Source organism: Novosphingobium sp. NFX11 (genome assembly GCF_057376415.1).
This window is the reverse complement of record NZ_CP080384.1, coordinates 3,357,581-3,372,272: the sequence shown is the minus strand read 5'-3', so window position 1 is coordinate 3,372,272 and position 14,692 is coordinate 3,357,581. Positions and strand designations below refer to the sequence as shown.

The window sequence follows — 14,692 nt, the reverse complement described above, 5'->3', positions numbered from 1 at the left end:
AACCATCATCAGATGGGTCCCCGCCTTCGCGGGGATGACGAATGGTGTTTCAGCCAAAGACGATGGCATTCTAATCCGCAGGCAGCACCGCCAGCAGCACGTCGCGCGCGGCATTCGCCTCGTGCACCTGCTCGGAGCTGCCGCCCTTGTCGGGGTGCACCAGCGCGATGCGGCGGCGGTGCGCCTCGACGATCTCGCGCCGGTCGGCGCCCGCGTCCACGCCCAGCAGCGCCCGCGCCTGCGCCGTCTCGAAGGACGGCCCCGCGACCTTGCGCTTCTTTTCCCAGGGCCAGCGGCCGATGAGCATCCGGCAGACGATGCAGCCGAGCGCGACCAGCCAGAGCAGCTTGATCATGGGCCTTCCCGTCAGCCTGCGGCGGCGAAGGCCGTTTCGGACTCCCGCCGTACCGGCACCGGCAGGTTGAGCCCGGCGACCAGCCCGCGCAGTTCCTGCCGCGCGACGAGGTGGCTGGTGCCCAGATCGCCCAGAAATCCCTTGTCGAGCAGAGTCAGGCCCGAGGGGAACAGCTCGCGGAAGATGACGCGCTCGGACAGGCCCGCCGCGACGCGGAAGCCCGCGCGCTTGGACAGTTCCTGAAGCGCCCCGTCGATGCGCCGCATGTTACGCGCCTCGACGTGCTGGACGCGGTTGCGCACGACGACCCAGTCGAGTTCGCGGCGGCCTTCGTTGATGGTCTTGAGCCCGCGCTTCTTGCGCGCCTCCCACATGACTTCGGCATAGAACGAGAGGCGCTTGACCTTGAAGGTCTCGCTCTCGACCTGACCGAGAAGATCGAAGTCGACGAAGCTGTCGTTGAGCGGGGTGACCAGCGTGTCCGCCGTGGTCGCCACGTGGCGGGCGAAGGGATCGTCGCGGCCGGGCGTGTCGAAGACGAGGAAGTCGTAGCCCTCCGCGATCTGCTCGGCGAGATCGTCGAGTTCGCCGATGTCGTCGCCATCGTAGACCGCGAAGCGCGCGCCGGGCAGCGCGATCTCGCGCTTGCGCTCGGTCTCGATCCGGTTCTCGAGGTAGCGGTAGAGCGTGCGCTGGCGGTGGTCGAGGTCGATGCAGGCGACATTCGCGCCCTGGTAGGCGAGCGCGATGGCGACATGGACGGCGGTGGTGGACTTGCCGGTGCCGCCCTTCTCGTTGGCGAAGACGATGCGATGCGCTGTCACGTGACCGTTATCCTGCTCGCGGGACCGGTCGCCCGGCCCGACGTTGAAATCATTGCCCCCGCAGGTGCGCCGGGGCTAAGGCCCAAACGCACCTTTCGGTCGCGCCCATCATACCGGAGCAGCCAAGCCCAATGCAAACCGTCCACGCTCTTGATCCACTGCGCAATGCGGTTGCCGAGCTTCGCAAGACCGGTCAGGTCGCGCTCGTGCCCACGATGGGCGCACTGCATGACGGCCATCTGACGCTCGTGCGCGAGGCGAAAAGCCGGGGCGCGGCCGTGGTCGTATCGATCTTCGTCAACCCGCTCCAGTTCGGTGCGAACGAGGATCTCGACGCCTATCCGCGCCAGCTTGCCCGCGACTCGGCGCTGCTGGAAGCCGAAGGGGTGGACCTGCTCTGGGCACCCACGGTCGAGGCGATGTACCCGGCCGGCTTCGCCTCCAACATCTCTGTCGCCGGGGTCAGCGAGGGCCTGTGCGGCGCGTCGCGGCCCGGCCACTTCGACGGCGTCGCCACCGTGGTGTGCAAGCTGTTCAACCAGGTCATGCCAGACATGGCCCTGTTCGGCGAGAAGGACTGGCAGCAACTGGCCGTCATCCGCCGGATGGCGCGCGACCTTGACCTCACCCGCCCCGCCGCTGGCTCCATCCTCGGCGTGCCGACCGTGCGCGAGGCGGACGGGCTCGCGATGTCCTCGCGCAATGCCTACCTCTCGGCCGGGGAGCGCAAGGCGGCGGTCGCACTGCCGACCGCGATGTGCACCGCCATCACCGCCATCGAAGGCGGGGCGGATGTGTCGGAAACCCTCGCCAAGCTGGAGGCCGAAATCGTCGCGGGTGGCTTCCGCTCGGTTGACTATGCCGAACTGCGCGATGCGGATGATCTTACGGCACTGACCACCCGATCGGACCGGCCGATGCGGCTCATCGTGGCGGCACGGATCGGCCCCGCGCGGCTGATCGACAACATGGCCGTGTCTCCGGCCTGAACCGGCCCGCCAGAGCATCCGTCACACCTTCCTCGTCATTGCGAGCGCAGCGAAGCAATCCAAGGCCGCGTAAACCGCCCTGGATTGCTTCGCTGCGCTCGCAATGACGATCCAGGAAGGCGGTGCGCGCCTGGTTCCTGCGCAATCGCGAAAATGGCACGAACCTCACTTGATTCTGAAAACGCACACTAAATTGCGAAAGATTCTCACAGACATCGTCATTTGTTCGTGCAAGAGTGACCGCATAAGGAGTTCGTCGCCCTGGGGATTGGGCACTTCGCGTCCGCGCGAGACAATAGGGAGCACTACTGATGAAGACGTTCGTTTGCGCGCTGGCCGCGCTCACCACCCTTGCGGCCACCCCCGCCCTCGCCGACCAGTCCTCGGGTCGAAAACTGCAGGAAAAGGGCCAGCAGTCGATCCCCGTCTGCCGCAAGAACCTGGGCACCGTCGCCATCATCGAGCCCGACACCCAGTGGTGGCGCGAGTTGAGCCTGGGCAGCCCCGAGGCGATTCTGCGCGTCTTCGTGCAGAAGTCGGGCTGCTTCACCATGGTCAACCGCGGCCGCTCGCTGCAGAACAGCGCCATGGAGCGCGCGCTCGCCGAACAGGGTGAACTGCAGAAGGGCTCCAACATCGGCAAGGGCCAAATCAAGGCGGCGGACTATTTCCTGCAGCCGGACATCGTCTCGACCAACAACAATTCGGGCGGTAGCGGCATCGGCGGCGTGCTGGGCGGCGTCGGCGGCCTGTTCGGGCGCGGCGTGGGTGCGATCGCCGGTGGTCTCAACGTCAAGAAGGGCGAGGCGAACGTCACCCTCTCGATCGTGAATTCGCGCACCACCGTGGAAGAGGCGCTGACCGAGGGCTATGCCCGCAAATCCGACGTCAGCTTCGGCGCGGGCGGCGGCGGCTTCTTCGGCGGCACTTTCGGTGCAGCAGGCGGCGGCGGCTACCAGAACACGCAGATCGGCCAGATCATCGTGCTCGCCTACCTTGACGCCTACACCAAGCTGGTCACCGAGCTTGGCGGCCTGCCTGTCGATGCCTCGGCGGCAGCGCCCAAGGCGCAATAACTATATTTAACTCGTGGAAGTGTTGACGCGCACTTGTCGCAACATATCCTGCAGACCTCGGAATAGCGCCTTTGCTTGATTCCGATATTGCCAGGGGCACAGGAGTTCATCGATGAAAAAGTTCGCGATCGCAGCAGTCAGTGCTGCCCTGGTTTTTTCGGCCACGGTAGCAAATGCGGCCATCGAAACGGTCCCCGGCAATCTGGACACCGGTACCGCGCGGAGCTTCTGGAGCTTCTTCTTCGGTTGAATTGCACCAGATGGAAAAACAAGAAAAGCGGGCCAAAAGTGCCCGTCTTTCTGAAAAAGATGGACCAGGAAACGAGACGCAAGCCACCGACCCAATAATAACAAGCATTGTCAGGCGACGGTGGGCCACCACGCGCTTATTAATAGCTGCAATAGATAACGATAATCACTTGGCTGTGAAAGCGGCATGATGGTTGGAATGAATATCCTCTACATTGAGGACGATATGCGCGCAGCGTCCCAAGTAAAGGAGCTTGCAGTCGGGGCCGGGGACGCACTCACATGGTGCGCAACCGGCAACGAAGGCCTCAAACGCGCCGGCGCAGAGCGGTTCGACGTCATCATCCTCGACCGCATGCTTCCTGACTTGGACGGCATCACCATCCTGTCTCGCTTGCGCGAGAGCGGGGTCGGCACGCCGGTCCTGCTACTCTCGGCGCTCGGCCGCTCGACTGACCGCGCCGAAGGGCTGGACGCCGGGGCCGACGACTACCTCGCCAAGCCCTTCGAAGGTGAGGAACTGCTCGCCCGCCTGCGCGCGTTGCACCGCCGCTCTTCCGGCCGCGAGCATTCCGCCGTCATCCTCTACGGCGCCTTCGAGTGCCACGTGAAGGCCCGCACCGCCTTTCGCGACAATCGCCACCTTGCACTCAGCCCCAAGGAATTCGAGCTTTTCCGCCACTTCATGGAGAACGCAGGCGAAGTCCTGACGCGCGAGATGCTGCTACGCGACGTGTGGAAGATGAACTTCGATCCGCAGACCAACGTGGTGGACGTCAACATCGGCCGCCTGCGCCGCAAGCTCGAAGAAGGTTTCGACAAGCCCGCACTCGAAACCATCTGGGGCTCCGGCTACAGGTTGCTGGACGGGCGGTGAGCGGGCCCTTCATAGCGTCATCGGTCCGCGATCCGCTGCCAAGCTACGTATGCCCATGAAGCGGCTGGCTTTCATCCGTAATTCGATTTTCGCTCAGATCGTCGTCTGGGCGATCGCCACGGCAGCGGTGATCACCTTCGGGCTGTGGCTGTTGACCAACGCCACGATCGAGCGCTCCAACCGGCAAGCGCTGGAACGGGCTGTCGACGTCGATCTTGCTGGCATGGTCGACATCTACGCCAGCGGCGATCGCGACGAACTCGGCAAGCGCATCAAGGACCGCCTCGCACTGCAACCGCGCAACGGCGATCCCGCGCACTACCTCCTCGCCGATGCGCAGGGGAAACCTATCGCCGGAGACCTGACCCAATGGCCGGGGCTGCATGCCGGCATCTCCGAGGCCGCCGACATCCGCATAGAGGGCGGCGAACTCGCCTTCGCCCGCGCCACCCAGCTCGGCCCCAACCTCAAGCTGCTGGTCGCGCACGAGTATCGCGACCTTTCCATGCTGCTGCGGCAGGTGGCACTGGTATTCCTCACCGGCGGCGTGCTGGCGACCTTGGCGGTGGCGCTTGGCGGCTGGACTGCAGCGCATCGCCTGGCAGGAAGGCTGGAACGGATCAACGCCGCCTTCCGCCAGCCCGACGACGCAGCGCTGCAGGAACTGGCACGCGGCTCGGCCGGGCATGACGAGATCGACGAACTGGCCGCCCACTCGGGCAACGCCCTTGGCCGCCTGAAACGACTCGCCGCAGCCCACCGCGAAACGACCGACCATGTCGCGCACGAGATGCGCACGCCGCTGATGCATCTCGACAACCGGCTGGTGAAAGCACTCGCCGCCACGCCCGATGCCGAGACGGCCGCGCGTATCGCCGATGCTCGTACCGAGATCCGGGGTATCATCCGCATGCTCGAATCGCTGCTGGACATCGCTGCCAGCGAGGCGCGGCGCGGCGATCGCCATGGCCTCATCCCCGTGGACCTGAGTTCCCTGTCCGCCCGCCTCGGCGAACTCTACGCCGACAGCGCCGAGGAATCCGGCCACCGGCTAATCCTCGACATCGAGCCCGAAGTCTCGATCGCGGGCGAGGAAATGTCGCTTACCCGGCTGATCACCAACTTGCTGGATAACGCCTTCAAGTTCGTACCTCCCGGCGGTACGGTCCGCCTCACGCTGCGACGAGGGCCGTTGCTGATCGTCAGCGACGACGGGCCAGGCATTGCCGAAGACCAGCGCGACAGGATTTTCCAGAAATTCGCCCGCGGCGGTAGTTCGCTCGGCACCGAAGGAGCAGGCCTCGGCCTCGCACTATGCCGCGCGATAGCCGAACGGCATCATCTCGAAATCTCGCTCGCCCCCAGCGAAAGAGGCGCCTGCTTCACTATTGCACCGGAATTCAGACGATGATCGCTTCGGGCGGCGACGCAAGGTCGTGTGGCAGGCATCTAGCCCCTCTCTTCACTCGCGATGATGAGGGCATCGGGCGTTTATACGGCGTCCCGTCGGCACGGTGAGCACGCTTACAGCGTAACGCCGCGCTTCCAGATACCGATGGCGCGTTCGTCGTTACTCTCGTTGCGCGCCGGTTCCCCGCTCGCGACGGCGATGATGCGGTCGAGCAGCAGGGCCGCCGCGCCCGCCATGCCCTTTTCCAGCACCAGTCCGGCATCGAAGTCGATCCAGCCCGGCTTGCGCTCGGCCAATGAATGGTTCGAGGCGATCTTCATCGTCGGTACCGGGCTGCCGAGCGGCGTCCCGCGCCCTGTGGAGAACAGCGTGATCGTCGCCCCCGCTGCCGCCAGCGCGGTGGTGGAAACGGCATCGTTGCCGGGCGCTTCGAGCACCGTCAGTCCCGTCGTCGAAATCCGCTCGCCATAGCCGATCACGTCGCAGACCGGGGCAAGCCCGCCCTTCTGCACGGCGCCCAGGGACTTTTCCTCCAGCGTGGTGATGCCGCCCGCGATGTTGCCGGGGCTGGGGTTCTCCGAAACCGGCTCGCCGTTCTCGATGAAGTAGCGCTTGAAGGAATTGACGAGGCCCGAGAGCTTGTCGAACACCTCTTCGCTGGTGGCACGTTCGAGCAGCAGGTTCTCGGCGCCGAAGATTTCGGGAATTTCCGTCAGGATCGCGGCACCGCCCGCGTCGGTCACCGCATCGGCCATCAGACCGATCAGCGGATTGGCGGTCAGTCCGCTCATCGCGTCCGAGCCGCCGCATTTCACGCCCAGCCGCAGCTTCGAGAGCGGCACGTCCTCGCGCCGGTCCTCGGCCATCAGGCCCAGCAGTTCGTCGATCAGCGCTTCCCCGGCGGCGAACTCGTCGCTTTCCGACTGCGCGCGCAGCACACGCAAGCGATCGCGGCGGTCGTCGGGAATGCGCTTGAGCAGTTCTTCCAGCTGGTTCGATTCGCAGCCGAGACCCAGCAGCAGCACGCCGCCCGCGTTGGGGTTGAGCGCCAGCGAGGCGATCACCGCCGCCGTGCCATCGAGGTCCGCCCCCAGCTGCGAGCAGCCGAACGGGTGATTGAACGCATGAACGCCATCGACGGTCGCGGGCGACCGCAGGTTGCCCTTCGCCGCCAGCCGCTCGCCCAGGCGGCCGACACAGCCGACCGTGGGCAGGATCCACAATTCGTTGCGGGTGCCCACGCTGCCGTCCGGCCGGACGTAGCCCCGAAAGGAGCGCGAGGACTGCGCCGCGTGCTCCTCGGCCCGCGCGCCGGAGAAGGCATAGGCCTTCTCGCCCGAAAGCGCGGTGTGGACATTGTGGACATGGACATGCTCGCCCACCGCGATGTTGCGCGTGGCGAGGCCGATTGGCGCGCGATAGCGACGAACCGGCGAACCCGCGGCAACAGGCATGACGGCGAACTTGTGGCCAGCCGGAATCGCATCACTGAGGCAGATCGTCTGACCGTCCACAACGACTTCCGCGCCTGCCTCAAGCGGCTCCAGGGCGACGGCGACGTGATCCTCGGCGGAAATCCGCATCACGGTGACAGGTTTGGAAAGCGTTTCGACCATGGCCCGCCGATACAGCATTGCCAGCGCTGGCACAACTCGGTAATCGAGCCGCAAACGCACTCTTCCGAGGAGTCCCAAGGATGCCCAAGCTCTCGCTGCACCCCGATCGCCTGCTGCCGGCCGACCCGACGACGCGCGCCATCGCCCGCGAACTCTATGCCGAAATCGCCGGCCTGCCGATCGTCAGCCCGCACGGCCACACCGACCCGGAATGGTTCGCCACCGACGCGGCCTGGACCAACGCGACCGAGCTGCTGCTGGCCCCGGACCACTACCTGTTCCGCATGCTCTATTCGCAGGGCATCGACCTCGACGCGCTGGCCGTCCCCGCAAGGGCGGCGTGATGCCCGCCACCGACCCCCGCGAGGCATGGCGCCTGTTCGCGGCGAACTGGAAGCTGTTCCGCGGCACGCCATCCAGCATGTGGCTGCCCCACGTTTTCGGCGAAGTCTTCGGCATCGACGTGGCGCTGGATGAGAGCACTGCCGACTTCTACTACGACACCATCGGCGAGGCCCTCGCCTCCCCGCATTCCGCCCGCGCGCGCTGTTCGAGCGATTCAACATCGAACTGCTCGCCACCACCGAGGGCGCGGGCGACGACCTGAAGCATCACAAGGCGATTCAGGCATCGGGCTGGCAGGGCAAGGTCGTCACCACCTATCGCCCGGACTCGGTGATCGACCCCGAGCACGACAGCTTCGCGCGCGACATCGTGCGCTTCGCCGACCTGTCCGGCGAGAACGTCGAGAGCTGGACCGGCTACCTCGCCGCGCACCGCAAGCGCCGCGCCGACTTCCGCGCGATGGGCGCGACGGCGACCGACCACGGCTTCGTCACCGCCCGCACCGCCAACCTCTCGACGGTGGAATGCGAGGCGCTGTTCGCCAAGGTCATGGGCGGGAAAGCCGACGCCGACGAGGCCGAGCTGTTCCGCGCACAGATGCTCACCGAAATGGCGCGCATGAGCGTGGAGGACGGCATGACCATGCAGATCCACCCCGGCTCCACCCGCAACCACAACGCCCGCCTCTTCGCCAGCCACGGCCGCGACAAGGGCGCCGACATTCCGCGCGCCACCGAATATGTCGAGGCGCTGCGCCCGATGCTCGACCTCTTGGGCAACGAGCCGGACCTCAAGGTCATCCTCTTCACGCTGGACGAGACGACCTATGCCCGCGAACTCGCGCCGCTGGCGGGGCACTATCCGTGCCTCAAGCTCGGCCCGGCATGGTGGTTCCACGACAGCCCGGAAGGTATGCGCCGGTTCCGCGAGATGACCACCGAAACGGCGGGCTTCTACAACACCGTGGGATTCAACGACGACACCCGCGCCTTCCTCTCGATCCCGGCGCGCCACGACGTCGCGCGGCGGATCGACTGCGGCTTCCTCGCCCGCCTCGTCGCCGAGCATCGCATGGAGGACTGGGAGGCTGCCGAACTGGCCCACGAACTGACCGTCGGGCTGGTGCGAAAGGCCTACGGCCTCGAAGCGCCCGCGCGCGAGGTGGAACCGGCATGACCCGTCTATCGCAAAACACCCTTTCCGCGCTCCCCGCAGGCGTGATCCGGCCGCAGTACGACCGCTCTGCCGTCAAGCGCGGCGTCGTCCACTTCGGGCCGGGCGCGTTCCACCGCGCGCATCAGGCCGCCGCCTTCGACACCCTGCTGGGTAGCGATCCCCGCTGGGGGCTGACCGGCGTGAGCCTCAATTCGCGCGGGGTGGCCGATGCGCTGAACCCACAGGACGGGCTCTACACCCTCGCCCTGCTGGACACCGAGGTCGCGTACCGCGTGATCGGCGCCATCGGCGGAATTCTCACGAAGGACGATCCGGCCGCGATCCTCGGCGAGCTGACTCATGCGGACACCCGCATCGTCAGTTCCACCGTGACCGAAAAGGGCTACTGCCTCGGCGCGGACGGAGCGCTGGATTTCGCGAACCCGGCCATCAAGGCGGACCTCGATGCCTCGCGTTCGGAAGGCTGGACGCCGGGTTCGTTCACCGGCTGGCTGGTGCGCGGGCTTCAGGCACGCCGTCTCACGGGGCTCCCCGGCGTGACCGTACTGTGCTGCGACAATCTCACCGACAACGGCCGCAAGCTGGAGGCCGCGACGATCGCGCTGGCCGAGGCGATCGATCCCGACACCGCCCGCTGGATCGCCGACACCGTCGCTTTCCCGAACGCGATGGTCGATTCGATCACCCCCGCCACCGACGACGCGCTGCGTGCCCGCATCGCGGTGGCCACCGGGCTGGAAGACGTCTGGCCGATCCAGCGCGAGCGTTTCACCCAGTGGGTGATCGAGGACCGCTTCGCCGGGGAGCGACCGGCGCTTGATCTCGCAGGCGTGACGTTCGCGAGCGAAGTGCGTCCTTTCGAGAAGGCCAAGCTGCGCCTGCTCAACGGCGCGCATTCGTCGCTCGCCTACATCGGTCTTGGTCGTGGGTTGGAGACGGTCGGCGAGGCCATGGCCGACAGCGAACTCGCCGCTTTCGCCGAACGGCTGATGCGCGAGGACATCGCGCCGTCGATCGCGCCGCCCCCGGGCTCGACCTCGCCGGCTACATCTCCGACGTGCTCGCCCGCTTCCGCAATCCCGAGATCCGGCATCTGCTGTCGCAGATCGCGTGGGACGGGTCGCAGAAGCTGCCCTACCGCCTGCTCGACACCACGCGCGAGGCGCTCGCGGCCGGGCGGCCGGTCGAGCGGCTGGCGCTCCCGATCGCGGCATGGCTGCGCTTCCTTGCAGGCGCGGCGCGGGACGGCCAAACGATCACCGACCCCCTCGCCGCCCCGCTGCTGGAGCGGGCGAGCGACTGGCGCAGCGTTCTGGCGATGCGCGAGGTATTCGGCGATCTGGGTTCGGACGGACGGTTCGTCGGCGCGGTGGAAGCCGGGCTGGCGGCACTGGAGGCCGGACGGCTGGAGCCGATGGCGGCCTGAGCACCTCCTCGACCCCACACACCTCGTCTTTGCGAGCGCAGCGAAGCAATCCAGGGCAGTTCTAAGCCGCCCTGGATTGCTTCGCTGCGCTCGCAATGACGAATGAGGAGAGGATCATCACCCAAGTCTCAACGGCAATCAGACCGAAGGCGCAGGCCCCGTCGATTCCGCCGGAACCACGCGCAGTTCCACCTCGAACGGCGGTGGCGCCTCGCCGCCCTCGATCCGCGCGATGAGCCGCTCTGCCGCCGCCGCCGCCATGTCGCCGAACGGGCGCAGCACCGAGGTCAGTGCCGGGCTCAGCATCCGCGTGAGCAGGCTGCCGTCGAAGCCCACCACCGACAGCCCCCCGGCACCGCGATCCCCCGCACCGCCGCGACCTTGAGCACGCCCGCCGCCATGATGTCGTTCGCCGCGAAGATGCCCGTCGGCCGCTCGGCCCGCGCCAGAAGCTGTTCCGCCCCGGCCACGCCCGAGGCGAAGTCGTAGTCGCCCGGCGCTTCGGCCACGCTTGCCCCGGCACGCGTCGCCTCCTCGATGAAGCCCGCCCGGCGCTCCATGGCCGAAGCCGTATCGGCGGGACCGTTGACGATGCCCAGCCGCCGGTGCCCCAGATCGAGCAGATGCCGCGCGACTTGCGCGCCCGCCGCGCGCTCCTCGCTGACGATGACGTCGGCAAAGCCCGCGATCGGCACCGACGACAGCGCCGCGACCGGCACTTGCGCCTCGGCCAGAGCCTCGGCCAGACCCGGCACGCCCGAAACCGGCGGCAGGATCACCAGCCCGTCCACGCGCGACCGCTCGACGAAGCCCAGCACGTCGCGGATCGCCGCTTCGGTTTCCAGCGGGGTCGGGTGGACGATCACCTCATAGCCGCGCGGCGCGGTCAGGGCGACGACGCCGCGCTGGATGGAATCGAGCACCAGCGCGTTGCGGTCGTTGTGGATCAGCCCGATCAGGAACGAACGCCGCATCGCCAGCGCCCGCGCCCGAGCGCTTGGCCGGAACCTGAGCGCGGCGATCGCGGCTTCGATCCGCTGGCGGGTCTCGGCATTCACCTTGGGCGACTTGTTGAGCACCCGCGAAACCGTGCGGATCGAGACCCCGGCGGCGGCGGCCACGTCCTCGATGGTGGGATCGCCTTCGCGCGCTCTTGCTGGGGTTTCGTGCATCGCCAGGCTTGTATGGCCGATCGCGCGTTCCTGCAATTTTCATTGACACCGATGCCATATATGATAGCGCTAGCATAAATCAAAAGCAGAACCGGAGAGAGCCATGAAGTTCGACCGCCGAGAGGCCCTGTTTACAGCGGGTAGGGCCGCAGCGCTGGGCGCAGCAGGCGGCGCGGCATCGCTGACGGCGCTGGCAGGCAGCGCAAGCGCAGCGACGGCCGCCGCCTCGCCTGCAAAGCCCGCTTCGGTCGGCGCTTCGAAGTACCGGCGCGGCTTCGACGACCAGCGTATCCCGGATCAGGGCAACGGCACGTACCTCAACCCGTTGATGGCGGGCGACCATCCCGACCCGACGATCGTGCGGGACGGGAAGGACTATTACATGACCTTCTCGACCTTCGATTCTTATCCGGGGCTGGTCGTGTGGCACTCCGCCGACCTGATCAACTGGCGCCCCCTCACCGCCGCGCTGACGAAGAACCTCGGCTCGGTCTGGGCGCCGGACATCAGCAAGCACGGCGGCCGGTTCTTCATTTACTTCACCGTCAAGGCCACGCCCAACGCACAGTACGTGGTCTGGGCCGACAAGGCCGAAGGCCCGTGGAGCGAGCCCGTCAGCCTCGGCCTGCCCGACCATATCGACCCCGGCCACGCGGTCGGAGAGGACGGTTCGCGCTGGCTGTTCCTTTCCGGCGGCGACCGCATCCGGCTTGCCGAGGACGGCCTCTCCACCGTCGGCGCGGTGGAACACGTCTACGACCCCTGGCACTACCCGGAGGACTGGGACGTAGAGGGATTCTCCCCGAAGGCCCCAAGATCGTGCGGCGCGGTGAATACTTCTACCTCGTCACCGCCGTGGGCGGCACGGCCGGTCCGCCGACCGGGCACATGGTGATCGCCGCGCGCTCCAAGTCGATCCACGGCCCTTGGGAGAACTGCCCACACAACCCGATCGTGCGCACCACCGACTTGTCGGAAGCCTGGTGGTCGCGCGGACACGCCACGCTGTTCGAGGGGCCTGCCGGGGACTGGTGGTCGGTCTATCACGGCTACGAGAAGGACTTCTGGACGCTCGGCCGCCAGACCCTGCTCGATCCCGTCAGCTGGACCGCCGACGGCTGGTTCCGCATGGAGGGCGGCGACCTGTCGAAGCCGATCCGCACACCCAAGGGCGGCCGCAAGGCGGGCCCGCACGGGATGCCGCTGTCGGACGACTTCTCGTCGCTGGAGATCGGGCGGCGCTGGAACTTCTTCAAGCCCTCGCCGACCGAGCGCGACCGCGCGCGGGTGGCGAACAACACGCTGCACCTGACCGCCGCCGGCAAGGCCCCGGTCGATTCCTCGCCGCTGCTGCTGATCGCGGGCGACCAGGCCTACGAATTCCAGTGCGAGATCGACATCGACCCCGGCGTCACTGCGGGCCTGCTGCTGTTCTACGACCAGCAACTCTACTGCGGGCTGGGCTTCGACGCGGCCAAGTTCATGACGCACCAATACGGCATCGAGCGCGGCCGCCCGGCCAACTACCACGGCCGCAAGATGCTGATGCGGGTGCGGAACGATCGCCACATCGTCGCCTTCCACACCAGCGGCGACGGCGGGAAAACGTGGAAGCGCTTCGACCGGGGCATGGAAGTCTCCGGCTATCACCACAATGTGCGCGGCGGCTTCCTGATGCTGCGGCCGGGTCTCTACTCGGCCGGACAGGGCGAGGCACGCTTTAGCAACTTCAAGTTCAAGGCTTTGTAAGTGATCGTCGTCCCGGACTTGATCCGGGACCGCTGGCCGTGACCAGCCCCCATAGCTTCAGGGCGCCCGGCACGGCAGCGCCCGCCTAAAGACAGCCACCGGTCCCGGGTCGAGCCCGGGACGACGACGGCCCCAAAGACGAAAAGGACGAACGGCATGACCTCGCTCGATATGCTCCCTGCCGACTGGAAGGACGGCCTTTTCCTCGGCCGTCTCGACCTTGGCGAAGGCCCGACCCCCGTGCTGCTGCAGGGCGGCGTAACCTATGATATGAGCCGCATCGCGCCGACCGTGGCCGACCTCGTCGATGCAGGCGCCTTCGATCCCGCGCAGGGCAAGGCCCTTGGCGCCGCCGAGGACGTTCTGGCCCGTGCCACCCTGCTCAGCCCGATCGACCTGCAGTGCGTGAAAGCGGCGGGCGTGACGTTCGCAGTCTCCGCACTGGAGCGCGTGATCGAGGAACGCGCGCGCGGCGATGCCGACAAGGCGCAGGCGGTGCGCAGCGGGCTCGAGGAGCGCATCGGCGGCTCGATCCGTTCAGTCGTGCCCGGCAGCCCCGAGGCGGCGGCGCTCAAGGCCGCGCTGATTGAGGACGGCATGTGGTCGCAGTACCTCGAGGTCGCGATCGGGCCGGATGCGGAAGTCTTCACCAAGTCGCCGGTGCTTTCCACCGTGGGTTCGGGCGCGGCGATCGGCGTGCGTTCGGATTCGGGCTGGAACAACCCCGAGCCGGAAGTGGTCATCCTTTCCGACGCACGCGGCAAGGCCGTGGGCGCGACGCTCGGCAACGACGTCAACTTGCGCGATTTCGAAGGCCGCTCGGCGCTGCTGCTGGGCAAGGCGAAGGACAACAACGCCAGCTGCGCGATCGGCCCGTTCGTGCGCCTGTTCGACGCGGGCTACACCGTGGCCGACGTCGAGAATGCACGAGTGCTGCTGCGCATCGAGGGGCCGGAAGGTTTCCTGCTCGAAGGCGAAAGCCGCATGTCGGAGATCAGTCGCCCGCCGCTCGACCTGCTGCGCCAGTGCTTTTCCGAGCATCAATACCCGGACGGCGTCGTGCTGTTCCTGGGCACGCTGTTCGCGCCGACGCAGGACCGCGATGCACCGGGACGCGGGTTCACCCACAAGGTCGGCGATGTCGTGACGATCTCCAGCGATCGCCTCGGCACGCTGGTCAACACCGTCGCCACCTCGCGCGATGCGCCTGCCTGGGAAACCGGGATTTCCGCCCTCTACCGCAACCTCGCCGCGCGCGGACTGATCGGCGCGAAAGCCGACGCGCTTGCCTGATTCCTCCTCCCCGTCATTGCGAGGCGGTGAAACCGCCGAAGCAATCCAGGGCAGCATAGACCGCCCTGGATTGCTTCGCTCCGCTCGCAATGACGAGCGGAGTTTGGGGCCGGAATGCACCGCACCCGCTTACG

General features: G+C 67.1%; 11 protein-coding genes and 3 pseudogenes. 9 read left to right on the top strand and 5 right to left on the bottom strand.

The window, feature by feature from the left end; genetic code table 11:
- Positions 1-70: 70 nt before the first annotated feature.
- Positions 71-355, bottom strand: coding sequence for a J domain-containing protein (locus KZO24_RS17285; RefSeq protein WP_271180778.1), 285 nt, complete (start codon positions 353-355; stop codon positions 71-73).
- Between the two features lie 11 nt (positions 356-366).
- Positions 367-1,179 carry a division plane positioning ATPase MipZ gene (locus KZO24_RS17280; protein ID WP_271180777.1) on the bottom strand — a complete coding sequence of 271 codons (813 nt, stop codon included), beginning with the start codon at positions 1,177-1,179 and terminating at the stop codon, positions 367-369.
- A 131-nt stretch (positions 1,180-1,310) separates the two neighbouring features.
- Here KZO24_RS17280 and panC point away from each other — a divergent pair, with 131 nt between their 5' ends.
- The 5 genes from panC to KZO24_RS17255 all read left to right on the top strand — a co-directional run bounded on the left by panC (position 1,311) and on the right by KZO24_RS17255 (position 5,781).
- A complete protein-coding gene (panC, locus tag KZO24_RS17275) occupies positions 1,311-2,168 on the top strand; it encodes a pantoate--beta-alanine ligase (protein WP_271180776.1) in 858 nt (285 codons plus the stop codon).
- Between the two features lie 311 nt (positions 2,169-2,479).
- Complete coding sequence (locus KZO24_RS17270; protein ID WP_271180775.1) at positions 2,480-3,244, top strand: CsgG/HfaB family protein; 765 nt, start codon at positions 2,480-2,482, stop codon at positions 3,242-3,244.
- A 112-nt stretch (positions 3,245-3,356) separates the two neighbouring features.
- On the top strand, positions 3,357-3,494 hold the full coding sequence (locus KZO24_RS17265; protein ID WP_271180774.1) for a hypothetical protein: 138 nt from the start codon (positions 3,357-3,359) through the stop codon (positions 3,492-3,494).
- Between the two features lie 189 nt (positions 3,495-3,683).
- Complete coding sequence (locus KZO24_RS17260) at positions 3,684-4,370, top strand: response regulator transcription factor (protein WP_271180772.1); 687 nt, start codon at positions 3,684-3,686, stop codon at positions 4,368-4,370.
- A gap of 55 nt (positions 4,371-4,425) precedes the next feature.
- Positions 4,426-5,781, top strand: a complete 1,356-nt coding sequence (locus KZO24_RS17255) for a sensor histidine kinase (protein WP_271180771.1) — start codon at positions 4,426-4,428, stop codon at positions 5,779-5,781.
- 113 nt (positions 5,782-5,894) lie between these two features.
- Here KZO24_RS17255 and KZO24_RS17250 read toward each other — a convergent pair whose 3' ends face one another.
- Positions 5,895-7,397, bottom strand: a complete 1,503-nt coding sequence (locus tag KZO24_RS17250; protein ID WP_370424842.1) for a UxaA family hydrolase — start codon at positions 7,395-7,397, stop codon at positions 5,895-5,897.
- 80 nt (positions 7,398-7,477) lie between these two features.
- Between KZO24_RS17250 and uxaC the strand changes: the two are divergent.
- Positions 7,478-8,918: pseudogene (gene uxaC / locus KZO24_RS17245) on the top strand (glucuronate isomerase).
- A pseudogene (locus KZO24_RS17240) lies at positions 8,915-10,344 on the top strand (mannitol dehydrogenase family protein). The pseudogenes uxaC and KZO24_RS17240 overlap by 4 nt, the downstream one beginning before the upstream one ends.
- Positions 10,345-10,482: 138 nt before the next feature.
- Here the strand turns inward: KZO24_RS17240 and KZO24_RS17235 are convergent.
- A complete protein-coding gene (locus KZO24_RS17235; RefSeq protein WP_486486672.1) occupies positions 10,483-10,683 on the bottom strand; it encodes a substrate-binding domain-containing protein in 201 nt (66 codons plus the stop codon).
- Positions 10,644-11,516 (bottom strand): LacI family DNA-binding transcriptional regulator, encoded by an 873-nt coding sequence (locus tag KZO24_RS17230; protein ID WP_486486671.1) that lies wholly within the window; start codon positions 11,514-11,516, stop codon positions 10,644-10,646. The genes KZO24_RS17235 and KZO24_RS17230 overlap by 40 nt, the downstream gene beginning before the upstream one ends.
- 103 nt (positions 11,517-11,619) lie before the next feature.
- On the opposite strand from KZO24_RS17230, the pseudogene KZO24_RS17225 reads away from it, so the two are divergent.
- Positions 11,620-13,265: pseudogene (locus KZO24_RS17225) on the top strand (family 43 glycosylhydrolase).
- A gap of 156 nt (positions 13,266-13,421) precedes the next feature.
- Positions 13,422-14,558, top strand: coding sequence for a fumarylacetoacetate hydrolase family protein (locus KZO24_RS17220; RefSeq protein WP_379525477.1), 1,137 nt, complete (start codon positions 13,422-13,424; stop codon positions 14,556-14,558).
- Positions 14,559-14,692 lie beyond the last annotated feature (134 nt).